Source organism: Aeromonas mytilicola subsp. aquatica, from assembly GCF_044336385.1.
Taxonomy (GTDB): Bacteria; Pseudomonadota; Gammaproteobacteria; order Enterobacterales; family Aeromonadaceae; genus Aeromonas; species Aeromonas rivipollensis.
The window spans coordinates 3,334,808-3,355,935 of sequence record NZ_CP172298.1 but is presented as its reverse complement, the minus strand read 5'-3'; the positions used below and the strand labels follow the sequence as shown (position 1 = coordinate 3,355,935).

Here is a 21,128-nt window from a genome sequence, read left to right as displayed (position 1 = left end):
CTAGAGCATGCCGGTCTCGGAGCCTCGCTGCTGGCGAGGCCGCCGCTCGCGGGTGCGACCCTGGGTTTCGCCTCGCCGTGTTCATCCTTCCCCAGCCGGTCAGGGGTTATACGAAAAAGAGGCTTTATGGAGTTGTTGTTACTGGCGGATGCGCCATCTGCCGCAGTCGTGGTTGCCTCATGGTATTTTGACGAATGGTGCCGCGACAGTGGTCGCTTTACTCAAGATCAGGTGCTGGCCAAGGTCATGGCGGCCACCCAGGTTGACCGGGCTCCGCTGATCGTACTGGCCCGCCAGGCCGGTGAATGGGTGGGGGCTGCCGAGCTCAAGATCCGTGAAATGGCGATATTTCCCGAGTACGAATATTGGTTAGGTGGGGTATATGTCGTTGAAAAAGCGCGCGGGCAGGGGGAGGGGGTCGCCTCCTTGCTGGTAACAGAGATCCTCAGCCGCGCTCGCAGGGCGGGGATCAGCAAGCTGTACTTGCAAACCGAAAACCTGACCGGTGGCGTTTATTGCCGTCATGGTTTCAAGGCCGTTGAGGAGGTCAATGATAAAGGCGTTCATGTTCTGGTGATGGTGGCGGATACAGGCATCTAGCCCTCGTCAGAAGCGTTGACCCGGTGACGCCTGGCGCCCCGCTTCAGCGCGCATAACCATTTTGTGCGGCCAATAAAAAAAGCCAGTCAGGGTCACTGACTGGCTTTTTTATTGGCGCCTGCCGGGCAGGTGCCGTCATGGACTGCGGACTTAGCCTATCAGGCTGGCCCAGAGGTCGTATTCGTCGGCTTCATCGATGCGGACCTTGACGAGATCGCCGGGTTTGAGGCCGGTTTCGCCGTTCAGGTAGACCAGGCCGTCGATCTCGGGGGCGTCGGCGAAGGAGCGGCCGGTGGCGCCCTCTTCGTCCACTTCGTCGATCAGCACTGTCATCTCCTGGCCGACCTTGCGGGCCAGCTTGCGAACTGAGACCTGCTGTTGCAGCTCCATGAAGCGCTGGAAGCGCTCTTCCTGTACTTCTTCCGGCACCGGATCCGGCAGCTCGTTGGCCTTGGCACCCTCGACTGGGCTGTATTTGAAGCAGCCGACCCTGTCCAGCTCCGCCTTGTCGATGAAGTCCAGCAGCATCTGGAACTCTTCCTCGGTCTCGCCGGGGAAGCCGACGATGAAGGTGGAACGCAGGGTGATCTCGGGGCAGATCTCGCGCCACTTCTGGATCCGCTCCAGGGTGCGCTCGACGGTACCCGGGCGCTTCATCAGCTTCAGGATGCGCGGGCTGGCGTGTTGCAACGGTATGTCCAGGTAGGGCAGTACCTTGCCGTCGCGCATCAGCGGTATGACGTCATCCACGTGCGGGTAGGGGTAGACGTAGTGCAGGCGTACCCAGATGTCGAGCTTGGCCAGCTCCTCGCACAGGGCCACCATGCTGGTCTTGACCGGCATGCCGTCGTAGAAGCCGGTACGGTGCTTGACGTCCACGCCGTAGGCGGAGGTGTCCTGGGAGATGACCAGGATCTCCTTCACGCCAGCCTCTTTCAGGCGCTTGGCCTCGGCCAGTACTTCGCCGATAGGGCGGCTCACCAGATCCCCGCGCATGGAGGGGATGATGCAGAAGGTGCAACGGTGGTTGCAGCCTTCGGAAATCTTCAGATAGGCGTAGTGGCGCGGGGTCAGCTTGACGCCGTGGGCCGGCACCAGGCTGGTGAAGGGGTTGTGGGTCGGCTTCGCCACGTATTTGTGGACGTGACCCAGCACCTCTTCATAGGCGTGGGGGCCGGTGATCTCGAGCACCTTGGGGTGGATCTCGCGGATCTGGTTCTCTTTGGCGCCGAGGCAGCCGGTGACTATCACCTTGCCGTTTTCGGCCAGGGCCTCGCCGATGGCTTCCAGCGACTCCTGAACCGCGCTGTCGATGAAGCCGCAGGTGTTGACCACCACCAGTTCCGCATCGTCATAGCTGGGCACCACATCGTACCCTTCGGTACGCAGCTGGGTCAGGATGCGCTCGGAATCGACCAGGTTTTTGGGGCAACCCAAGGAGACGAATCCTACTTTGGGGGCCTGTTTTGTGTTGGACATCGCTCAATCACTCTTAGGTGGCTCTTATTCAAGGGCGCGGATTTTACCGGAATGGCTAACCAAAAACTATACAACCGAGGTTGTCAGGCCGAACAATATTTACGGTCAGCTTCTGTCCCTTGTCGTCAGGGAGGCTGTGCCCGCTCACGAGGGCGGCCACCGCCGTCCCCTCGCCGCCGGGGAAGCCTGGCCCTGGTTGACCCGGGTGGAGGGGACAAGCACACAGGACTTCTTTGAGTTGGCTTAAATCTGATAGGGTGGCATGTCCGCTGATGGGATATTTAAGGAGCACACAATGAAGAGCCGATCCTGGTTGATTGCCGCCATCCTGGCACTTGCATCTGGCCCCAGCCATGCCGACTGGGCGAAATTGAAGGAGGCGGCCTCCGAGCTTGGCACCGCGGTGAGCGACACCAGCAAGGAAGCCTGGCAGGGGATCACCGACTTCTCCAAGGCGACCTGGGAGTCTGTCTCCAGCTGGGGAGCCGATGCCTACAACAAGGCGGGCGCCTGGTCGGAAGAGAGCGCCGCCACCGGCAAGGAGTGGTTGACGGCCGCCGACAAGAAGCTCGACACCATGCTCGAACCCAAGACCCCCGCTGAGGCCAGAACCGCCCTGGATACCATGGCCGATACCGCCCTGGTGCGGCTGTTCAACGAGCAACCCTCCGCCAAGCTGCTGTTTGACCAGGCCTACGGCTATGCGGTGTTCGACTCGCGCAAGTTCTCCCTGATGGTGCACACCAACCAGGGATCCGGGGTTGCCATCAATCGCAAGACGGGCAAACACACCTATATGAAGATGTTTGGCGCCGGGCTGGCCGCCGGCATGGGGGGCAAGTTCTACCAGCAGGTGGTGCTGTTTGAAGACAAGGCCAGGTTCGATGCCTTCGTCAACAAGGGCTGGGAGGCCACCTCCGAAGTGGGGGCCGTGGCCGGCAAGGAGAGCGCCGAGCTGACCGCCAAGTACAATGGCGGCATGGCCATCTACCAGATAGGGGAGAAGGGACTGCTGCTCGATGCCAATATCTCTGGTTCCAAATACTGGCTGGATGACGATCTGAACAAGTGACGGTGGTCGTTGGCAGCGATCCGGTATTTTTCTTTTATCATGTTGAAATACTGCCTGTTTAAATGACCTGACTTGCAGTAAAAAGGGGGCCTTCGGCCCTCTTTTTCATGGGCGAAAGCAAGACACAGTCGTTAAACAAGGAGAGTGGTATGACCCAGGCATCTGAATCTGCCGTGGACTGGCGCCGGGAGTGGGAGCGGCAGAGCATCTGTCTGCGGCTGCAGGAGGGCAGCCCCATGGTCCTCTGGGTCAATGGTGATGAGGTCGAGCCCCTGACGGAAGGGGCGGCAAAGGGGGTCACCTTCGGCTGGGGACGGGCGGACGAGGGGACAATGGCGCTGGCGCTCGCCATCGTCGCCAGGCTGGTGGCTGTGGGCCTGGTGGACCCTGCGCAGGCCACCGAGAAGGCGCACTTCCTGCACGACGAGGTGCTGGTCAAGCTGCCAGCGGACGAGCACTACGATCTGCATCTCGGTTATCTGAAGCTGGTGCTGGGGTGACATGAGCCGGGACCAGGGCGCCCGCTTGTGGCTGCCCCTTGGCACCGGCACCTTGCCCCTCTTCCCGGTTGGCACTCTAATTGCTTAAGGCTTGCCAGTGTCAATGATTTGTCTGGGAAGGGAAGATGGAAATAAGCGCAAGCAGCCTGATGCAAGAGATGCAGGCACTCAAGGTAGAAGCCGGTGCCACGCCGCTGACCCAGCCCGGTCGTCCGGTCAACTCGGATTTCGGTCAGATGCTGCAGCAGGCCCTCGACAACGTCAACGAATTGCAGGGCAGCGCCAACGATCTGCGCACCCGGTTCGATATGGGCGACAAGTCGGTGGATCTGTCCGAGGTGATGATCGCCGGGCAGAAATCCTCCATCGCCTTCGAGGCGACGGTGCAGGTGCGTAACAAGATGGTCGATGCCTACAAGACCATCATGAACATGCCGGTATAAGCGATCTCAATCAATCACGGCGACTGAACATCGTGAAGATGTCGGCAATAAGAGATCTCAATAAATTTTGACGACAGATCATCATGAAGATGTCAGCAATAAGGACCTGAAGAGTGGCTAACGATCCAAACGGCGATCTGCTGATGAACAACGAGGGGGCTGCCGCCCTCGATGAGCACGAGCAGAAGAGCTCGGCCCTGGGCTTTTTGTCCAACACCGATGTGTTGCGGCAGATCACCCTGATCCTGGGGTTGACCATCTGTCTGGCCATCGCCGTCTTCATTCTGCTGTGGGGCAAGGAGCCGGAGATGCGTCCCCTCGGCACCTTCAACACCCAGGAGCTGGTCTCCACCCTGGATTACCTGGATCAGCAGAAGATCCCCTATCAGGTCGATGGCAAGAGCGTGCTGGTCAGCGCCGAGAATTATGCGGACATCCGGCTGCGCCTGACCCGCGCCGGCCTCGCCAGCAGCAGCGAGGCCAGCAACGATGGGGAAGCCATACTGCTCAAGGACTCCAGCTTCGGGGTCAGCCAGCGCATGGAGAGCGAGCGTCTGAAACTGAGCCGCGAGCGCCAGCTGGCGAGCGCCATCGAGCAGTTCCAGAACGTCGCCAAGGCCCAGGTGCTGCTGGCTATTCCCAAGGACAACGTGTTCGCCCGCAACGAACGCAAGCCGAGCGCCACAGTGGTGCTGAGCCTGAAAGGGGCAGCGCTGGGCCAGGGGGAGGTGGACTCTATCGTCGACATGGTCGCCTCCGCCGTGCACGGCCTGGAGCCGACCCGCGTCACTGTGACCGATCAGAACGGTCGCCTGCTCAACTCCGGCTCCCAAGACCCGCTCTCTGCCCAGACTCGCAAGGAGTTTGCGATGCAGCAGAAGCAGGAGCTCGAATACAAACAAAAAATTGACGCCATCCTGATCCCGGTGCTGGGGGCCGACAACTATACGGCGGAGGTGGATCTCTCCCTCGACTTCTCCCAGCAGGAGCAGACCCGCAAGACCTACAATCCGGACCTGCCTGCCGTGCGCTCCGAGATGACGGTGGAAGAGAACAGCGCCAATGGCAGCAATGGCGGCGTGCCTGGCGCGCTCACCAATCAGCCGCCCGCCGCCTCCAGCATTCCCGAGCAGGCCGCCGGCGCTGAAGGGGGAACCGGCTCTTCCGGCCGCTCCCGCAAGGAGGCGACCCGCAACTTCGAACTGGACACCACGGTCAGCCACATCCGGCGCCAGCAGGGCGGCATCCGCCGCATGACGGTGTCGGTGGCGGTGGATTACAAGGCCACTCCCGGCGCCGACGGTGCCGTCACCCGGGAAGCCCGCAGCCAGGCCGAGCTCGATACCCTGCGCCGTCTGCTCAGCGGCGGCCTCGGCTTTGACGTGACCCGGGGAGACACCCTGGAGGTGGTCGCCATTCCGTTCAACCGCCCCGAGCTGGAAGCCGTGGCCGACATGCCCATCTACGAGCAGCCCTGGTTCTGGCGCGCGGTGCGCATCGCCGCCTCGGTGCTGGTCATCATAGTGCTCATCGTCACAGTGGTGCGGCCCATGCTCAAGCGCCTGCTCTACCCGGATGCCAAGCCGGAAGGGGAGCTGGACTTCGACAACCACACAGTGCTGGGTGGGGATGACGAGCTGAGCCTGCTGGCGGCCCAGGCCGAGGCCGAGCCGGTGTTCGGCCTGCGGGATGGCCAGCTCAAGCTGCCCGATCTGCACCGTGACGAGGACCTGCTCAAGGCCGTGCGTGCCTTGGTAGCGAATGAACCAGACCTGGCCGCTCAGGTCATCAAAGAATGGGTAACGAACCGAGATGCCTGAAGAGAAGAAAAACCAAGTCACCGGTAACGAGATTACCGATAACCAGCGCCAGATCCTCGACCAGATGGCCGGGATGGAGATGGCGGCGGTCTTGATGCTGAGCCTCAACGAGGAGGATGCCGCCCAGATCTTCCGTCATCTCGAGCCCAAGCAGGTGCAGCGGCTCGGCATGTCCATGGCCTCCATGTCGGATTTCAGTCACGACCGGGTGGCGGCGGTGCATCGTCAATTTATCGACGACATCCAGAAATACACCAACATCGGCATCGGCAGTGAAGACTTCGTGCGCAAGGCCCTGGTGGCGGCGCTCGGGGAGGACAAGGCCAGCAACCTGGTGGATCAGATCATCCTGGGATCCGGCGCCCGTGGCCTCGACTCCCTCAAGTGGATGGATGCCCGCCAGGTGGCCAGCATCATCCAGAATGAGCACCCGCAGATCCAGACCATAGTCCTCTCCTATCTGGAGCCGGAGCAGTCCGCCGAGATACTGAGCCAGTTCCCGGAGCAGGTGCGCCTGGATCTGGTGATGCGTATCGCCAACCTCGAAGAGGTACAACCGGCGGCGCTGCAAGAGCTCAACGACATCATGGAGAAGCAGTTCGCCGGCGCGGCGGGGGCCCAGGCGGCCAAGATGGGTGGCCTCAAGGCCGCCGCCAACATCATGAACTACCTGGACACCAACATCGAAGGCCAGCTGATGGACTCCATCCGCGAGTCGGACGAGGAGATGAGCCAGCAGATCCAGGACTTGATGTTCGTGTTCGAGAACCTCATCGACGTGGACGATCGGGGCATCCAGACCCTGCTGCGGGAAGTGCCGGGGGATCTGCTGCAACGGGCCCTCAAGGGCTCGGACGACCAGATGCGCGAGAAGGTCTTCAAGAACATGTCCAAGCGGGCCGCCGAAATGCTGGCGGACGATCTCGAGGCCATGGGGCCGATCCGGGTCTCAGAGGTGGAAGCCGCCCAGAAGGAGATCCTCTCCACCGCACGCCGTCTGGCGGACGCGGGCGAGATCATGCTGGGGGCTGGCGGTGGCGAAGAGTTCCTCTAAGCCATGGGCAATGGAATGTGCGATGATGTCGCCCCCTTCGTCCGGCACCCTAGGAGTGTCTTTCGCACATGAATAACAAGAACAGCAAGCTGCGGGGCTATGTCAGACCCGAGGCGGACGAGACCCGGGTGGAAGCCTGGGGCTGGCCCGAGATGGAGGTCGAATCCGAGATCCAGAGCAATGCCCTGGGGCTCGGCCCTGACTGGTATCGCCAGGAGCAGGCGGACGAGATGCCGCCCGAGGAGCAGCCCGAGGAGCCCACCCCCAGCATCACCGCCGAAGAGGTGGAGGCAATCCGCCAGGCCGCCTGGGAAGAGGGGCTGGCCGAGGGGCGAGAGGCCGGCTTTGCCAAGGGGCTGGAGGAGGGCAAGCTGGAAGGCTTGCAGCAGGGTCATCAGGCGGGTCTGGAGCAGGGCCGCGAAGAGGGGCTGGCCCTGGGCCGCGACCAGGTGGAGCAGGAGATTGCCCACTGGCAGGGGCTCGTCTCCCGCCTCGCCAATCCCCTGAGCGAGCAGGACAGCGCCGTGGAGCAGCAGCTCATCGCCCTGGTCCAGCAGCTCGCCCGCGCCCTCATTCGCCACGAGGCCGAGACCTCCCCAAGACTGTTGCTCGAGGCCCTCAAGCAGGGTCTTGCCCTGCTGCCCGCCGCCGAGCAAGGGGTCACCCTGATGCTGCACCCGGATGACGTGGCCCGGGTCGAGCAGGCCTTCGGCGCCGAGGAGTGTGCCCGGCGTCACTGGCGGCTGCAAAGCGACCCCACCCTATCCCCGGGGGATCTGCAGCTGGCCACCGAACTCTCCAGCATCGATCTGACCCTCTCGGGGCGCATCGATCAACTGCTTCGTAACTTCCTTCGTGACAATGCCGACTGACACCCTGTTCCGCTCTGGCAAAGGGAAGCCAGGCTGCTGCGCACTGTCTCCCGACTTAGTGACAATGGCGGCAGGCTCCTTGTCTCGGCCTCTTTCCCCTTTCTCTCTGGAGGCGCGATGACAGCATCCCTGCTCAGTCGACTGCAAGGCTACCGGGTCCGCGATCTCGCCCCCATACCGCCGGTGGCGGGCAAACTCACCCGAGTGGTGGGGCTGACCCTGGAAGCCATCGGCTGCCGCGCCGCCATCGGGGCCCTGTGCCGCATCGACACCCAGGATGGCATGCTGGAGGCCGAAGTGGTGGGCTTCTCCGGCGATCGGCTGTTTCTGATGCCGAGCGAGCAGCTCAAGGGGATCATTCCCGGTGCCCGTGTGGTGCCCATCACCGAGGATCACGGCATCCCGGTGGGCATGAACCTGCTCGGTCGGGTCATAGACGGCATAGGCCAGCCCCTGGACGGGCTGGGCCCCATCATCTCCTCCCAGACGGTGCAGTTCGCCCAGCATCGCATCAACCCGCTGGCCCGTCGTCCCATCCATGAGCCCATGGATGTAGGGGTGCGCGCCATCAACGCCGTGCTCACCGTGGGGCGGGGCCAGCGCATGGGGCTGTTCGCCGGCTCCGGGGTCGGCAAGTCGGTGCTGCTCGGCATGATGACCCGCGGCTCTGTGGCGGATGTGGTAGTGGTGGGCCTCATCGGTGAGCGGGGCCGGGAGGTGAAGGAGTTCATCGAGGAGATCCTCGGTGCCGAGGGGCGCGAGCGCGCCGTGGTGGTGGCGGCACCGGCCGATGCCTCGCCGCTGATGCGCCTCAAGGGGTGCGAGACGGCGCTCGCCATCGCCGAGTATTTCCGCGAGCAGGGGCTCAACGTGCTGCTGCTGATGGACTCCCTCACCCGCTACGCCCAGGCCCAGCGCGAGATCGCCCTGGCGGTGGGTGAGCCGCCAGCCACCAAGGGTTATCCGCCCTCGGTGTTTGCCAAATTGCCGGCGCTGGTGGAGCGGGCCGGCAACGGCAGCGACGGCCAGGGCTCCATCACGGCCTTTTTCACCGTGCTGACGGAGGGGGATGATCTGCAGGATCCCATCGCCGATGCAGCGCGGGCAATCCTGGATGGTCACATAGTGCTGGCGCGGGAGCTGGCGGATGCGGGCCATTACCCGGCCATCGACATCGAAAAATCCATCAGCCGGGTCATGCCCATGGTGACCTCCCCGGAGCACATGGAGCTGGCGCGCGCCTTCAAGCAGTTCTATTCCCTCTATCAGCAGAACCGGGATCTCATCACCATAGGCGCCTACAGCCAGGGATCGGATCCGCGCATCGACAGGGCCATCATCCAGAAACCCTATCTGGATCAGTTCTTGCAGCAGAAAATGCGCGAGGTGGTTCCCTATGACGAGGGTCTGCAATCCCTGCACATGGTGGCCATGCCGCTGATGCGTTAACCGGTGGAGTGTCGTGATGAGTAAAGGATTGACGTTGCTGGCGGGCCGACTGCTGGAGGCCGAACAGCAGGCCGCCATGGCGCTGGCCAAGGCCCAGCAGGATCTCAAGCTGTTCATGGATCAGCAAAACGCCCTCAACCAGTACCGCCAGATCTATCACCAGCAGTGGACGGATCGCGGCCTGCAGGGGATCACGCCCCAGCAGAACAGCCAGTATCACGCCTTCATCAACAAGCTGGAAAATGCGGCGACCCAGCAGTATGAAGGGGTGTTGCAGGTGCGTGAGGCGCTGGCCCAATGCCGTACCCAATGGCTCGAAGCCCAGCAGCGGCGCAAGGCCGTCGAGCTGCTGCTCGAGAAGCAGGCGGGACGAGCCCAGCTTAAGGCCCAGCGTCAGGAGCAGAAGATGCTGGACGATTACGCCATACTGCGACGCTATCACCATTCTGGCCTGTAACTTGCTTTCTATTGCCAACACAGGCTAAGACGCCGCCTCCGCCCCCCGGATGTGCGGTCATCACCGGATTGTCGTCAGGGATCCCAGCATGATAGAGACCAAGTTGAACCTAGCGCCCAGCCAGGCAATCCCTGCCGACGGCGCCCTGTCGCCCTCGCTCCTCGCCGGGGGGGAAGGAAAGGATCTGTCGCTGGCGGACGGCAAGGCCGCATTTGCCGATGCCATGGCCAGAGCCCAACTGCTGGGCCAGGAGCCATCGGCCAGTCAAGGGGGTGACGAGGCCCAGGCTGCGGCCACTTTGGATGCCAAATCTTTGGCGTCTGCCGAGGCAACTGGCGATCAGGAGGTGCCCACCAAGACGCCATCTGATGAGACCGAGCTTCCCCCCGAGGATTTTCTGCAGCAGCTGCAGGCCTCCATCAGGCAGGATGTCAGCCTGGTGGTTCCCCCTGCCTTGCCTCCTCAGGAGGTGACTGCGACCGTCGACGGCAATGACTTGCCGCCCGAGTCGCATCCTGTGTCACAGGCCGCAGGGCCTGTGATGGCAGGGGCGGCACCTGCCTCGCCGGTGGTCGCCGATGTGCAGGGCGCAGAGGCGCTCCCCCTTGAAAATGAAGAGAACGGGCTCGCCGCTGGCAAGGTACCCGTCGCGGGCAAGGGCCAGCCCTCGGAGCCGCAAGAGAGCGAGCAGGCCACTGCCGAAAACAGCACGGCGGCGCCCAAGGCCGGTCAGCCGGCAGATACGGTGGCGACTGAACCCTTGTCCGGCGAGGCGCGGGCGGCCCTGCTGGCCAAGGTGGTGGCCGGTGAGGCCGCCCCTGCGCCGGCGAGCCAGGGGCCTGTGGCGGGCACGAAGCCGTCCGAGCCAGTTTCCCATGACGAACAGATCAGCGCGGCCTCTGCGACCACAGCCAGGGCCTTTGACGCCGGCGTGGTCAGGGTGGAGCCCCAGGGCGGGGCCCAGGCCAAACCAGAACCTGGCACTGCCGGTGGTGAGGGCGACAAGGCGAGCCCGGCAGGTGACGCCCGGGAGGCCAAGCCAAGCGCGGCCCCCAGAGCCGAGACGACGGCCAGTGGCACCACTCCCCAGCCCGCCCCATCCAGCCCGGATCCCGTGCTGACGGCGCCCCAGCAGACGCTGGCGCGTCACGAGTCCCAGGGGCCGCAAGCCTCGCTGACGGCGCTCTCGGCCGGCATCCAGCAGATGGAGGCCGAACCCGCGGTGGCCGTCGGAGCCGCCGTGGATCTCAAGCCGGCGGCGCAGAAATCCAGGCTCGATGCGCTGGGCAAGCAGCTCGGGATCGAGGCCAAGGGCACAGAGCCGAGCGAGGGAACCCAGCCGCTGCAGCATGCCCAGACCAGCGATGGCAAACCGGCGGCCGAGGTGAGTGCGCGGCGGGAGCCCCAGAGCCTGCCGCATCTCAAGCTGGCCACCCCGGAGGCGCCAGCCCAGTTGCACCAGAAGGTGAACCTGATGCTGGCGGACAAGCTGCAGCAGGCGGAGATCCAGCTAGACCCCCTGGGCCTTGGCAAGATGAAGATCCAAATCCAGATGGATGCCTCCAGCCAGGCCAACGTCCACTTCGTGGTGCAGCATGGTCAGACCCGGGAGATGCTGGAGCAGGCCATGCCCAGGCTGCGGGACATGCTGGCGGGGCAGGGGATCCAGCTCGGTCAGACAGTGGTGCAACAACAGGCGCAGCAGCAGGGACAACAGCAGCAGGGACAGCCGCAATCGCAGGGCCAGTCTGGCTTCGGCGGTCAGGGTCAGCAAGGGGGAGGCTTTGCCGGTGGCGACCAGCCGGAGGGGGAGGGCAGGGCCCGCACCCTGAGTCTGCTGGTGGAATCGACAAACGATGCCGGAATTGATTTCTATGCTTGATGCCTGCCCGAGTAAGTTTATGATACCGAACAAGTTTGAGACTAGGGTGGACAAGGGATGGCAGACGATAACGAACTGACGCTGAAGGACCCGGCGGCGGCCAAGAAAAAGAAGCTGATCATGATAGTCGCCCTGGTCGTCATCCTCCTGGGTGGCGGCGGGGCAGGTGCCTGGTTCATGTTTGCCGGTTCGGACGAACCGGCGGCCGACACGGCCGAGACCAAGCCCGAAGCCAGTGCGCCCCAGCCCTCCCTCTATGTGGGCATGCCGCGTCCCTTCGTGTTCAATGTGGCGGGCGGGCAGCGGGATCGGCTGGTGCAGATCAAGATCCAGTTGATGGTGCGCGGGGCCGCTGACGAGACCCTGGCCAAACAGAATATTCCCCTGATCGAAGGGACCCTGTTGCGGGTCTTCAGCGCGGCCACCGCCGAGCAGCTGATGACCTTCGAGGGCAAGGAGAAGCTGCGTCAGGATTCATTGGAAGAGTGTCGCCGGGTCCTCAAGGATCTGGTCTCTTCCCCCGTAATAGAACAAGTGCTGTTTACCGGCTTTGTCATGCAATGAAAGGTGAAGCGTGAGCGATCTGTTAAGTCAGGACGAAATTGATGCCCTGCTGCACGGTGTCGATGATGTCGAAGAGGAAGAGCTAGGGGCGGCCGGGGATCCCGGTATCGCCCAGTTTGACTTCTCCTCCCAGGACCGCATCGTCCGTGGCCGCATGCCGACCCTGGAGCTGGTGAACGAGCGGTTCGCCCGTCACATGCGCATCAGCCTGTTCAACATGATGCGGCGCACCGCCGAGGTGTCGATCAACGGCGTCCAGATGCTCAAGTTCGGCGAATACGTGCACACCCTGTTCGTGCCGACCAGCCTGAACATGGTGCGCTTTCGCCCCCTCAAGGGGACGGCACTCATCACCATGGAGGCGCGCCTCGTCTTCATCCTGGTGGAGAACTTCTTCGGCGGCGACGGCCGCTATCACGCCAAGATCGAGGGGCGCGAGTTCACCCCCACGGAGCGGCGCATCATCCAGATGCTGCTCAAGCTGGTGTTCGAGGACTACAAGGATGCCTGGGCGCCGGTCATGGACGTCGGCTTCGAATACCTCGACTCGGAAGTGAACCCGGCCATGGCGAACATCGTCAGCCCCACCGAGGTGATCGTCGTGAGCTCCTTCCACATCGAGCTGGATGGCGGCGGCGGCGACTTCCACGTGGCCATGCCCTACTCCATGCTCGAACCCATCCGCGAGCTGCTGGATGCCGGGGTGCAGAGTGACAAGGGCGACACAGACGTGCGCTGGAGCAAGGCCCTGCGCGACGAGATCATGGACGTCAAGGTGGAGCTCAAGGCCAAGCTGCTGGAGACAGAGCTCTCCCTGCGCGAGCTGATGGAGCTGCAACCCGGCGACATCATACCGGTGGAGATGCCGGAGAACCTGCTGGTCTTCGTGGAGGACCTGCCCACCTTCCACGCCAAGATGGGGCGCACCAAGGAGAACGTGGCGCTCAAGATAGTGGACAAAATCAAGCGCCCTGACGGAGTCAAGACAGAGATGCATCTGGTGACCCGGGGGGGCGTGCGCATCGATGGCGAGGCCGAGCTGGAAGAGCTCGAGCGCAGCATCGCCGATAAACAGCCCTAACAGACCCGTCGCCTGCGACCTGGGTCACGAAGCAGCATGAGGAATTGAAGATGAGCGGAACCGATGACGAGCAGGATCTGATGGCTGACGCCTGGGCTGCCGCGCTGGAAGAGCAGGTAACGGCCGAGGCCAAGCCCGCCCCCCTGGAGGAGCTGAGAGACGACGCCCCCATCAGTGCCGAGGAGCGGCGCAAGCTGGACACCATTCTGGATATTCCGGTGACCATCGCCATGGAAGTGGGCCGCAGCCAGATCAGCATTCGCAACCTGCTGCAGCTGAATCAGGGCTCTGTCGTGGAGCTGGATCGGGTGGCGGGCGAGCCCCTGGACGTGCTGGTCAACGGCACCCTGATCGCCCACGGCGAGGTGGTGGTGGTGAACGACAAGTTCGGCATCCGTTTGACCGATGTCATCAGCCAGATAGAACGGATCAAGAAACTCAAATGATCCGTGCCATCGCCCTGCTGTTGTTCGCCGTCCCCGCACTGGCCAACCCGGGTGCTGGCGTTACTCCCCCCAGCATCACCTCCTGGCTGCTCTCCAGCCTGATGGTGATCGGCCTCATCCTGGTGCTGGGCTTCCTGCTCAAGAAGAGCAAGCTCACCCAGGTGATGGGGGGCGGCCAGATGAAGGTCATCGCCACCCTGCCGCTCGGGTACAAGGAGAAGCTGATGGTGGTCAAGGTGGGCGAGCAACAGCTGCTCATCGGGGTGACGCCGCAGCAGGTCAACTTCCTCTATCGCCTGGAAGAGCCCCTGGACGAGCGCCAGCCCCAGGCCTTCTCCCAGCAGCTCGGCAAATTGATGGGCAAGCATGAAAAAAGTTAACTGGATCGGGTGCCTGGGCCTGCTGTCCGTGCTGCTGTCGCCCCTGGCGATGGCCCAGGACGGCATGTCGGCGCTGACCGTCAAGACCATGGCGGATGGCAGTCAGGAGTACAGCCTGACCCTGCAGGTGCTGGCGCTGATGACCGCGCTCTCCTTCCTGCCGGCCATTGTCATCATGATGACCTCCTTCACCCGGATCATAGTGGTGCTCGGGATCCTCAGACAGGCCATAGGCCTGCAGCAGAGCCCGTCCAACCAGGTGCTGATCGGCATCGCCCTCTTCATGTCCTTCTTCATCATGTCCCCTGTGCTGGATCGCATCAACGAGGAGGCGCTGCAGCCCTATCTGGCGGAGACCATAGGGCCCAAGGAGGCGCTGGAGAAGGCCGAGCTGCCCATCCACCAGTTCATGCTGGCCCAGACCCGGATCAAGGATCTCAACACCTTCATGGAGATAGCGAACGTGCAGGTGGCCGAGCCGGCGGATGTGCCGCTGCGGGTGCTGATCCCGGCCTTCGTCACCAGCGAGCTCAAAACCGCCTTCCAGATAGGCTTCATGCTGTTTCTGCCCTTCCTGGTCATAGATCTGGTGGTGGCGAGCATACTGATGGCCATGGGTATGATGATGCTTTCTCCCATGCTGGTCTCCCTGCCGTTCAAGCTGATGCTGTTCGTCATGGTGGACGGCTGGAACCTGATCCTGGGTTCCCTGGCGACCAGCTTCGGGCTGGGGGCGGGGTAAGCCGCTCAATGGAAAGGAGCCGATAAGATGAGTCCGGAAACCTTTGTCGACGTATTCCGTGAGGCGCTCTGGCTGGTGACCATAATGGTGTGTGCCGTGATCCTGCCGAGCCTGATGGTGGGGCTGGTCGTCGCCATCTTCCAGGCCGCCACCTCCATCAACGAACAGACCCTGAGTTTCCTGCCCCGTCTCGTCGTCACCCTGCTGGCCCTGGGGGCCGGCGCCCACTGGGGCCTGCAGAGCCTGATGGACTTCTTCCAGCTGATGGTGAGCCAGATCCCCGAGGTGGTCGGCTGATGCCCGTGCCGGCATTAGCGACCATCAGGCTGCCGATGACCACCAGTCCCACGGCTTTTGGAGCGGCGGCATGAGCTATACCACTGCGGTGATCATGGAGTGGCTGGCGTCCGTGCTCTGGCCGCTTGCCCGGGTGAGCAGCCTGCTGATGGTGATGGCGGTGTTCGGCAGCCGGCTGGCTCCTGCGAACGTTCGCATGGGGCTGGCGCTCGCCATCACCTTCATCATCGCCCCCCTGCTGCCCCCCATGCCCAAGGTGGAGCTGTTCTCCGTCGGCAGCTTCCTGGTGCTGGGGCAGCAGCTGCTCATCGGCATAGCGCTCGGCCTCATGACCCAGTTTCTGCTGGAAAGCTTCGTGATGGCGGGCCAGATCATCGCCATGCAGACCAGCCTGGGCTTCGCCACCCTGGTGGATCCCATGAACGGCCAGTCGGCCCCCGTGGTGGGTCAGTTCTACCTGATGCTGGCGACCCTGGTGTTTCTGGCGGTGGACGGTCACCTCCTGATGATCAGGATGGTGGTGCTGAGCTTCGAGACCCTGCCGGTCTCGGACAGCGGGCTCAGTCTGCCCGCCATCCGCAGCCTGGTAAGCTTCCTCGGGGTCATGTACCAGGCCTCCCTGGTGATGGCGCTGTCGGCCATCATAGCCCTGCTGCTCATCAACTTCGCGTTCGGGGTCATGACCCGGGCGGCCCCCCAGCTCAACATCTTCAGCATCGGCTTTGCGGTCAGCATGATGTCGGGCCTGTTCATCCTCTGGCTCACCATAGGCGGCTTCATGGGGCACTTCGACTCCCTCTGGGAGCGGGTGCAGGAGACCAGCTGCGAGCTTATCCAGGTCCAGTGCCTGGGGGGTCAGAATGGCTGATACCGGCCTGAAAAGTACCGATTATCTCCCCGCCTGCTGCGCGTGGGGGTTAGCTCGCCATGGCGACTTGATGTGCCTGAGAGGCCAGCATGGCTGATACCGATCAGGAACGCACAGAACAACCCACGGGCAAACGACTGCAACAGGCCCGGGAAAAAGGGCAGATTGCACGTTCCAAGGAGCTGGGTACCGCCAGCGTCCTGCTGGCGACAGTGTTTGGCTTGCTGATGATCAAGGAGAGCCTGGCTGGCGCCATGGTCAAGGTGCTCACCATGGGCTTTACCCTGGACCGGGATCAGGCCTTCGATCCCAACGCCATGGGGGTCATGCTGCCCACCCTGCTGTGGGAGTTGCTGCAGCCCCTCGGCCTGCTGTTCCTGCTGGTGACCATAGCCGCCTTCGTGGGCAACACCCTGCTGGGGGGGATGAACTTCTCCTCCGAGGCCATGCTGCCCAAGTGGAGCAAGCTGAGCCCCTTGAGTGGTTTGAAGAGGATGTTCGGGGTGCAGTCCCTGGTAGAGCTCGTCAAGTCCATCGCCAAGGTGGTGTTCATCAGCCTGTTCGCCTGGTGGATGCTGTCGAGCCAGTTCAATCACCTGCTCAATCTCTCCCTCGAGGGCTTCCCCGGCGGCATCATAGATGCCCTGGATCTGCTGCTGTGGATGCTGATCATCCTCTGCTGCGCCCTGATCCCCATAGTCGCCATAGACGTGCCCTTCCAGACCTGGAACCACAATCGCCAGCTCAAGATGACCAAGCAGGAGATCAAGGACGAGTTCAGGGACAGCGAGGGCAAGCCCGAAGTAAAGGGCAAGATCCGCCAGTTGCAGATGCAGATGGCGATGCGCCGCATGATGGGGGATGTGCCCAAAGCGGACGTCATCATCACCAACCCGACCCACTACTCCGTGGCCCTGAAGTACGACGCGGGCAAGCCAGGCGCCGCTCCCAAGGTGCTGGCCAAGGGGGTGGACGAGGTGGCGATGAAGATCCGGGAGATAGCGCGGGAATACGACATCCCGGTGATGTCCTCGCCGCCCCTGACCCGGGCCATCTACCACGCCACCGAGATTGGTCAGGAGATCCCCGAGGGGCTCTTTGCCGCCGTGGCCCAGGTGCTGGCCTATGTCTATCAGCTCAAGAAGTTCCGCCGTGGCCGTGGCCGCCGCCCGACCCCGGTCGCCAGGGATCTGCCCATTCCACCGGAATATCGCAAGTAGCCCGGTGTTTTGGGAGGCGTTGGGGTTCTGTCCACTATGCCGCCGGACTATTGCAAGTAGCCTTGTTCTCGCCCTGGGTCATCCATCGTGCCACCGGAAAATCGCAAGTAACCCCGCTCCCGCCCTGTTTGCCATGAAGCTTCCAATCAAGCTACCCGAACGTGTCCTCCGACGGACTTCTGACAGCATCAAAATAAAATCCCAATAGATCAATGAGTTGAGTAATTGGCTTGATATTTGCTTTCATTCGGCATCGGCAGTTGTAAATCGAGAAGAACGATGGGATTCAAGGCTGGATTGAGCCGTTTCAAAGAGTACAGATGGTTGCTCAGCAAGGGGATAGGGACCCCGCTGCTGGTGCTCGCCTCTCTCGGCATGGTGGTACTCCCCATACCGCCCCTGATGCTGGATATCCTCTTCTCCTTCAACATCGCCCTCTCCATAGTGGTGCTGCTGGTGGCCGTCTATACCCGTCGGCCGCTGGAGTTTGCCGCCTTCCCCACAGTCCTGCTGATAGCGACCCTGCTGCGGCTCGCGCTCAACGTCGCCTCCACCCGGGTGGTGCTGCTTGAAGGCCACAACGGCAGCGCGGCGGCGGGTCATGTGATCGAGGCCTTCGGCAACGTGGTGATCGGCGGCAACTATGCGGTGGGCATCATCGTCTTCATGATCCTGGTGATCATCAATTTCGTGGTGGTCACCAAGGGGGCGGGCCGGATCTCGGAGGTGAGCGCCCGCTTCACCCTGGATGCCATGCCCGGCAAACAGATGGCTATAGATGCGGACCTGAACGCCGGTCTCATCAACCAGGAAGAGGCCAAGAAGCGCCGTCAGGACGTGACCCAGGAAGCCGACTTCTACGGCTCCATGGACGGTGCCTCCAAATTCGTGAAGGGGGATGCCGTCGCCGGCATCATGATCCTCTTCATCAACATCATCGGTGGCTTCATCATCGGCATGATGCAGCACCAGCTCAGCTTCGGTGAAGCGGCCGAGATCTACACCCTGCTCGCCATAGGTGACGGCCTGGTGGCCCAGATCCCCTCACTGCTGCTCTCCATCGCCGCCGCCATCATAGTTACCCGTCAAAATACCGATCAGGACATGGGCACGGCCGTGCTCGGCCAGCTGTTCGAGAACCCCAAGGCGCTGGTGATCTCCGCCGGCATACTGCTGATGATGGGCAGCGTGCCCGGCATGCCGCACCTGGCCTTCCTGAGTCTGGGGGCCGTGGCGGCGGTGGGGGCCTGGTGGCTGCTGCGCCGGGAGAAACTGAACAAGGCCAGGGTGGCGAGCGGTGAACTCTTGCCGGCCCAGGGCGATGCTCCGGTGGAGCAGAAGGACCTGAGCTGGGACGACGTCATGCCGGTGGACATCATCGGCCTGGAGGTGGGCTATCAGCTCATCCCGCTGGTGGACAAGAACCAGGGGGGCGAGCTGCTCAACCGGATTAAGGGGGTGCGCAAGAAGCTCTCCCAGGAGTTCGGCTTCCTGGTGCCTGCCGTGCACATCCGCGACAACCTGGATCTCGCCCCCAATCAGTACCGCATCACCCTGATGGGGGTGAGCACCGGCGAGGCTACCGTCTATCACGACAAGGAGATGGCTATCAATCCGGGCCAGGTGTTCGGCCAGATCCAGGGCATAGCGACCCAGGACCCCGCGTTCGGACTGGAAGCTGTCTGGGTCGCCAAGGAGCAGGTCTCCCAGGCCCAGACCCTGGGTTACACAGTGGTGGACGCGGCCACCGTCGTGGCCACCCACCTGAGCCAGATCCTCTCCAACCATGCCGCCTTGCTGCTGGGTCACGACGAGGTGCAGCAACTGCTGGACATGATAGGGAAGCATCAGAGCAAGCTGGTGGAAGGGTTGGTTCCCGAGGTGATCAGCATGGGCAACCTGGTCAAGGTATTGCAAAATCTCCTCAATGAAGGCGTGCCAATTCGCGATATGCGCACTATCCTGCAGACCCTCGTGGAATATGCACCACGCAGCCCGGACCCGGAAGTGTTGACCGCCGCCTGCCGTATCGCCCTGCGCAGGCTGATAGTGCAGGAGATTGCCGGCCCCGAGCCCGAGCTGCCGGTGATCACCCTTTCACCAGAACTGGAACGCATATTGCATCAATCCCTGCAAGCAGGTGGGGGAGATGGCGCCGGTATAGAACCGGGACTGGCGGAGCGGATGCAGCGCTCCCTGGTGGAAGCCACTCAACGACAAGAACTGGAAGGCCAGCCGGCCGTGCTTCTGACATCGGGGATATTGCGCAATACCCTGGCGAAATTTGTCAAGAATGCCATTCCTGGATTACGCGTCCTGTCTTATCAGGAAGTGCCTGATGACAAGCAGATCCGCATCGTCAGTGCGGTGGGACAGGGCTAGTTAGCGGAGATGACGGGTGAAGATTAAGCGGTTTTTTGCCAAAGACATGCGAACGGCGCTGGCCGAGGTCAAGGAGACGCTCGGGCCGGATGCCGTCATCATGTCCAACAAAAAGGTCACCGGTGGGGTGGAGATAGTCGCGGCCGTCGATTATCAGTCCCAGGTGCCTGGACCTAAAGATGCGCCGGTTCGCCGTCAGTTGAACGATGAGAGCGTCAATATCTCGTCTGCGGGCAAGCAGATGACGCGCTCGGCTCCCCCCAAGGAGCAGAACGAATACTATGCCGATACCCTGGCGGCCCTGCTGGCGCGCCAGCAGAAGCTCAACCCTGCCAATCCGGCGGGCGGCAACGCCGCTCAGGGGTCATGGCCTGCGAATGGGGCGGGTAACGGCACCCCATCTCCGGCACCATGGTCCGGGAATGGGGCCGCTGGCGGCAATCAGTCCGCGGGACTGGCGTCCGCCAACGGCGCACCCAGGACGCTGGCCGAACAGGGCCAGTGGGGCGCGGCCCCCGAGCCTGCCAAGCCGAAGGCACGTCCTGCCCCCGGCCCCCGTGCAGCGCAACCTGCCCCGCGAGATCAGGAGATGGAGGGGATGCGCAAGGAGATGGCCAGCATCCGCAAGCTGCTGGAGCACCAGATCTCCGGTCTGATGTGGCAGGAGGTGGAGCGCCGCGAGCCGATGCGGGCGCTGCTCATCAAGGAACTCAAGAAGATGGGGTTCGATGATGCCTTCGCCGATCAGCTCGCCGGACTTATCCCGGAAGACATGCCCATCCATCAGGCCATGGCCCAGCTGGCCGAGGTACTGACGGCCCAGCTCAAGATCAGCGAAGACGACATCTTGCGCCAGGGCGGTGCCGTGGCGCTGCTCGGGCCGACCGGGGTGGGCAAGACCACCACCATCGCCAAGCTGGCGGCCCGTTTTGCCATGAAGTATGGCGCCGAGCAGGTGGCCCTCATCACCACGGACAACTACAGGATCGGGGCCCACGAACAGCTGCAGACCTATGGTCGCATCATGGGTTGCCCGGTGCGTCAGGTACGGGATGCCGAGGAGCTGGCCAACGCGCTCTATCAGTTCCGTCACCGCCGGCTGGTGCTCATCGATACCGCCGGGGTAGGGCAGCGGGATATCCGTCTGACCGAGCAGCTCGACACCCTGGTCAAGAATGCCAAGGTGCGCATTCGCAGCTATCTGGTCATGTCAGCCACCTCCCAGCGCCGGGTGATGCAGGAGGCGGTGGATCACTTCCGGCGCATTCCGCTCTCCGGCTGCATCCTGACCAAGCTCGACGAGAGCCTGAATCTGGGTGAGGTGATTAACGTATGCATTCAGAACGCCCTGCCCATCAGCTACATCACAGATGGACAGCGGGTGCCGGAAGATATTCAAGTTGCCAATGCGGCGCTGCTGGTCGGCGCGGCCATGGGCTCGCTGGAGCGGGAAACAGAAGACCCTTACTTCTGGGGTTCAGGCTTTGGCGAGGCCGAAGATTCGGAGTTTTATGAGTAAC

The 21,128-nt window shown here is 62.8% G+C and carries 21 protein-coding genes; 20 read left to right on the top strand and 1 reads right to left on the bottom strand.

Annotation, left to right across the window (positions count from 1 at the left end):
• Positions 1 to 126 precede the first annotated feature (126 nt).
• On the top strand, positions 127 to 600 hold the full coding sequence (locus tag ACFWHB_RS15310; protein ID WP_395948789.1) for a GNAT family N-acetyltransferase: 474 nt from the start codon (positions 127 to 129) through the stop codon (positions 598 to 600).
• 150 nt (positions 601 to 750) lie between these two features.
• Here the strand turns inward: ACFWHB_RS15310 and rimO are convergent, their stop codons facing one another.
• Positions 751 to 2,079 carry a 30S ribosomal protein S12 methylthiotransferase RimO gene (gene rimO / locus ACFWHB_RS15305; protein ID WP_395948788.1) on the bottom strand — a complete coding sequence of 443 codons (1,329 nt, stop codon included), beginning with the start codon at positions 2,077 to 2,079 and terminating at the stop codon, positions 751 to 753.
• Between the two features lie 295 nt (positions 2,080 to 2,374).
• Between rimO and ACFWHB_RS15300 the strand changes: the two genes are divergently transcribed.
• From ACFWHB_RS15300 to flhF, 19 genes are all read left to right on the top strand, one after another.
• Positions 2,375 to 3,151, top strand: a complete 777-nt coding sequence (locus ACFWHB_RS15300; protein ID WP_106887482.1) for a beta cell expansion factor BefA — start codon at positions 2,375 to 2,377, stop codon at positions 3,149 to 3,151.
• A 149-nt stretch (positions 3,152 to 3,300) separates the two neighbouring features.
• Positions 3,301 to 3,651: a hypothetical protein gene (locus ACFWHB_RS15295; protein ID WP_395948787.1), complete on the top strand. Its 351-nt coding sequence runs from the start codon at positions 3,301 to 3,303 to the stop codon at positions 3,649 to 3,651.
• 125 nt (positions 3,652 to 3,776) lie between these two features.
• Positions 3,777 to 4,094, top strand: a complete 318-nt coding sequence (fliE, locus tag ACFWHB_RS15290; protein WP_106887480.1) for a flagellar hook-basal body complex protein FliE — start codon at positions 3,777 to 3,779, stop codon at positions 4,092 to 4,094.
• Positions 4,095 to 4,207: 113 nt separating this feature from the next.
• A complete protein-coding gene (gene fliF, locus ACFWHB_RS15285; RefSeq protein ID WP_025326239.1) occupies positions 4,208 to 5,914 on the top strand; it encodes a flagellar basal-body MS-ring/collar protein FliF in 1,707 nt (568 codons plus the stop codon).
• Positions 5,907 to 6,968, top strand: a complete 1,062-nt coding sequence (gene fliG, locus ACFWHB_RS15280) for a flagellar motor switch protein FliG (RefSeq protein ID WP_025326240.1) — start codon at positions 5,907 to 5,909, stop codon at positions 6,966 to 6,968. Before fliF ends, fliG begins: the two co-directional genes overlap by 8 nt.
• Before the next feature lie 68 nt (positions 6,969 to 7,036).
• Positions 7,037 to 7,840 (top strand): flagellar assembly protein FliH, encoded by an 804-nt coding sequence (gene fliH, locus ACFWHB_RS15275; protein WP_163136077.1) that lies wholly within the window; start codon positions 7,037 to 7,039, stop codon positions 7,838 to 7,840.
• Positions 7,841 to 7,957: 117 nt separating this feature from the next.
• Positions 7,958 to 9,289, top strand: a complete 1,332-nt coding sequence (gene fliI, locus ACFWHB_RS15270) for a flagellar protein export ATPase FliI (RefSeq protein WP_025326242.1) — start codon at positions 7,958 to 7,960, stop codon at positions 9,287 to 9,289.
• Between the two features lie 16 nt (positions 9,290 to 9,305).
• A complete protein-coding gene (gene fliJ, locus ACFWHB_RS15265) occupies positions 9,306 to 9,746 on the top strand; it encodes a flagellar export protein FliJ (protein WP_106887478.1) in 441 nt (146 codons plus the stop codon).
• An 88-nt stretch (positions 9,747 to 9,834) separates the two neighbouring features.
• A complete protein-coding gene (locus ACFWHB_RS15260; RefSeq protein WP_395948786.1) occupies positions 9,835 to 11,628 on the top strand; it encodes a flagellar hook-length control protein FliK in 1,794 nt (597 codons plus the stop codon).
• Positions 11,629 to 11,685: 57 nt separating this feature from the next.
• Positions 11,686 to 12,192: a flagellar basal body-associated protein FliL gene (fliL, locus tag ACFWHB_RS15255; RefSeq protein WP_139744867.1), complete on the top strand. Its 507-nt coding sequence runs from the start codon at positions 11,686 to 11,688 to the stop codon at positions 12,190 to 12,192.
• Positions 12,193 to 12,202: 10 nt separating this feature from the next.
• The gene (fliM, locus tag ACFWHB_RS15250; protein WP_106887475.1) at positions 12,203 to 13,273 is read left to right on the top strand and encodes a flagellar motor switch protein FliM; all 1,071 of its coding nucleotides are present in this window, start codon (positions 12,203 to 12,205) and stop codon (positions 13,271 to 13,273) included.
• A gap of 50 nt (positions 13,274 to 13,323) precedes the next feature.
• Positions 13,324 to 13,719 (top strand): flagellar motor switch protein FliN, encoded by a 396-nt coding sequence (fliN, locus tag ACFWHB_RS15245; protein WP_042650085.1) that lies wholly within the window; start codon positions 13,324 to 13,326, stop codon positions 13,717 to 13,719.
• Positions 13,716 to 14,099: a flagellar biosynthetic protein FliO gene (gene fliO / locus ACFWHB_RS15240; RefSeq protein WP_106887474.1), complete on the top strand. Its 384-nt coding sequence runs from the start codon at positions 13,716 to 13,718 to the stop codon at positions 14,097 to 14,099. The genes fliN and fliO overlap by 4 nt, the downstream gene beginning before the upstream one ends.
• Positions 14,086 to 14,841 carry a flagellar type III secretion system pore protein FliP gene (gene fliP, locus ACFWHB_RS15235; protein ID WP_111912517.1) on the top strand — a complete coding sequence of 252 codons (756 nt, stop codon included), beginning with the start codon at positions 14,086 to 14,088 and terminating at the stop codon, positions 14,839 to 14,841. The genes fliO and fliP overlap by 14 nt, the downstream gene beginning before the upstream one ends.
• Before the next feature lie 27 nt (positions 14,842 to 14,868).
• A complete protein-coding gene (gene fliQ / locus ACFWHB_RS15230; protein ID WP_010673927.1) occupies positions 14,869 to 15,138 on the top strand; it encodes a flagellar biosynthesis protein FliQ in 270 nt (89 codons plus the stop codon).
• Positions 15,139 to 15,208: 70 nt separating this feature from the next.
• Positions 15,209 to 16,006: a flagellar biosynthetic protein FliR gene (fliR, locus tag ACFWHB_RS15225; RefSeq protein WP_106887472.1), complete on the top strand. Its 798-nt coding sequence runs from the start codon at positions 15,209 to 15,211 to the stop codon at positions 16,004 to 16,006.
• Between the two features lie 89 nt (positions 16,007 to 16,095).
• Entirely contained in the window at positions 16,096 to 17,226 is a 1,131-nt protein-coding gene (gene flhB, locus ACFWHB_RS15220) for a flagellar biosynthesis protein FlhB (RefSeq protein WP_106887471.1), read from the top strand.
• Positions 17,227 to 17,505: 279 nt separating this feature from the next.
• Positions 17,506 to 19,608, top strand: coding sequence for a flagellar biosynthesis protein FlhA (gene flhA, locus ACFWHB_RS15215; RefSeq protein ID WP_262108946.1), 2,103 nt, complete (start codon positions 17,506 to 17,508; stop codon positions 19,606 to 19,608).
• Between the two features lie 16 nt (positions 19,609 to 19,624).
• Positions 19,625 to 21,127, top strand: a complete 1,503-nt coding sequence (gene flhF / locus ACFWHB_RS15210; protein WP_111912513.1) for a flagellar biosynthesis protein FlhF — start codon at positions 19,625 to 19,627, stop codon at positions 21,125 to 21,127.
• The last annotated feature ends 1 nt before the right edge of the window (position 21,128 follow it).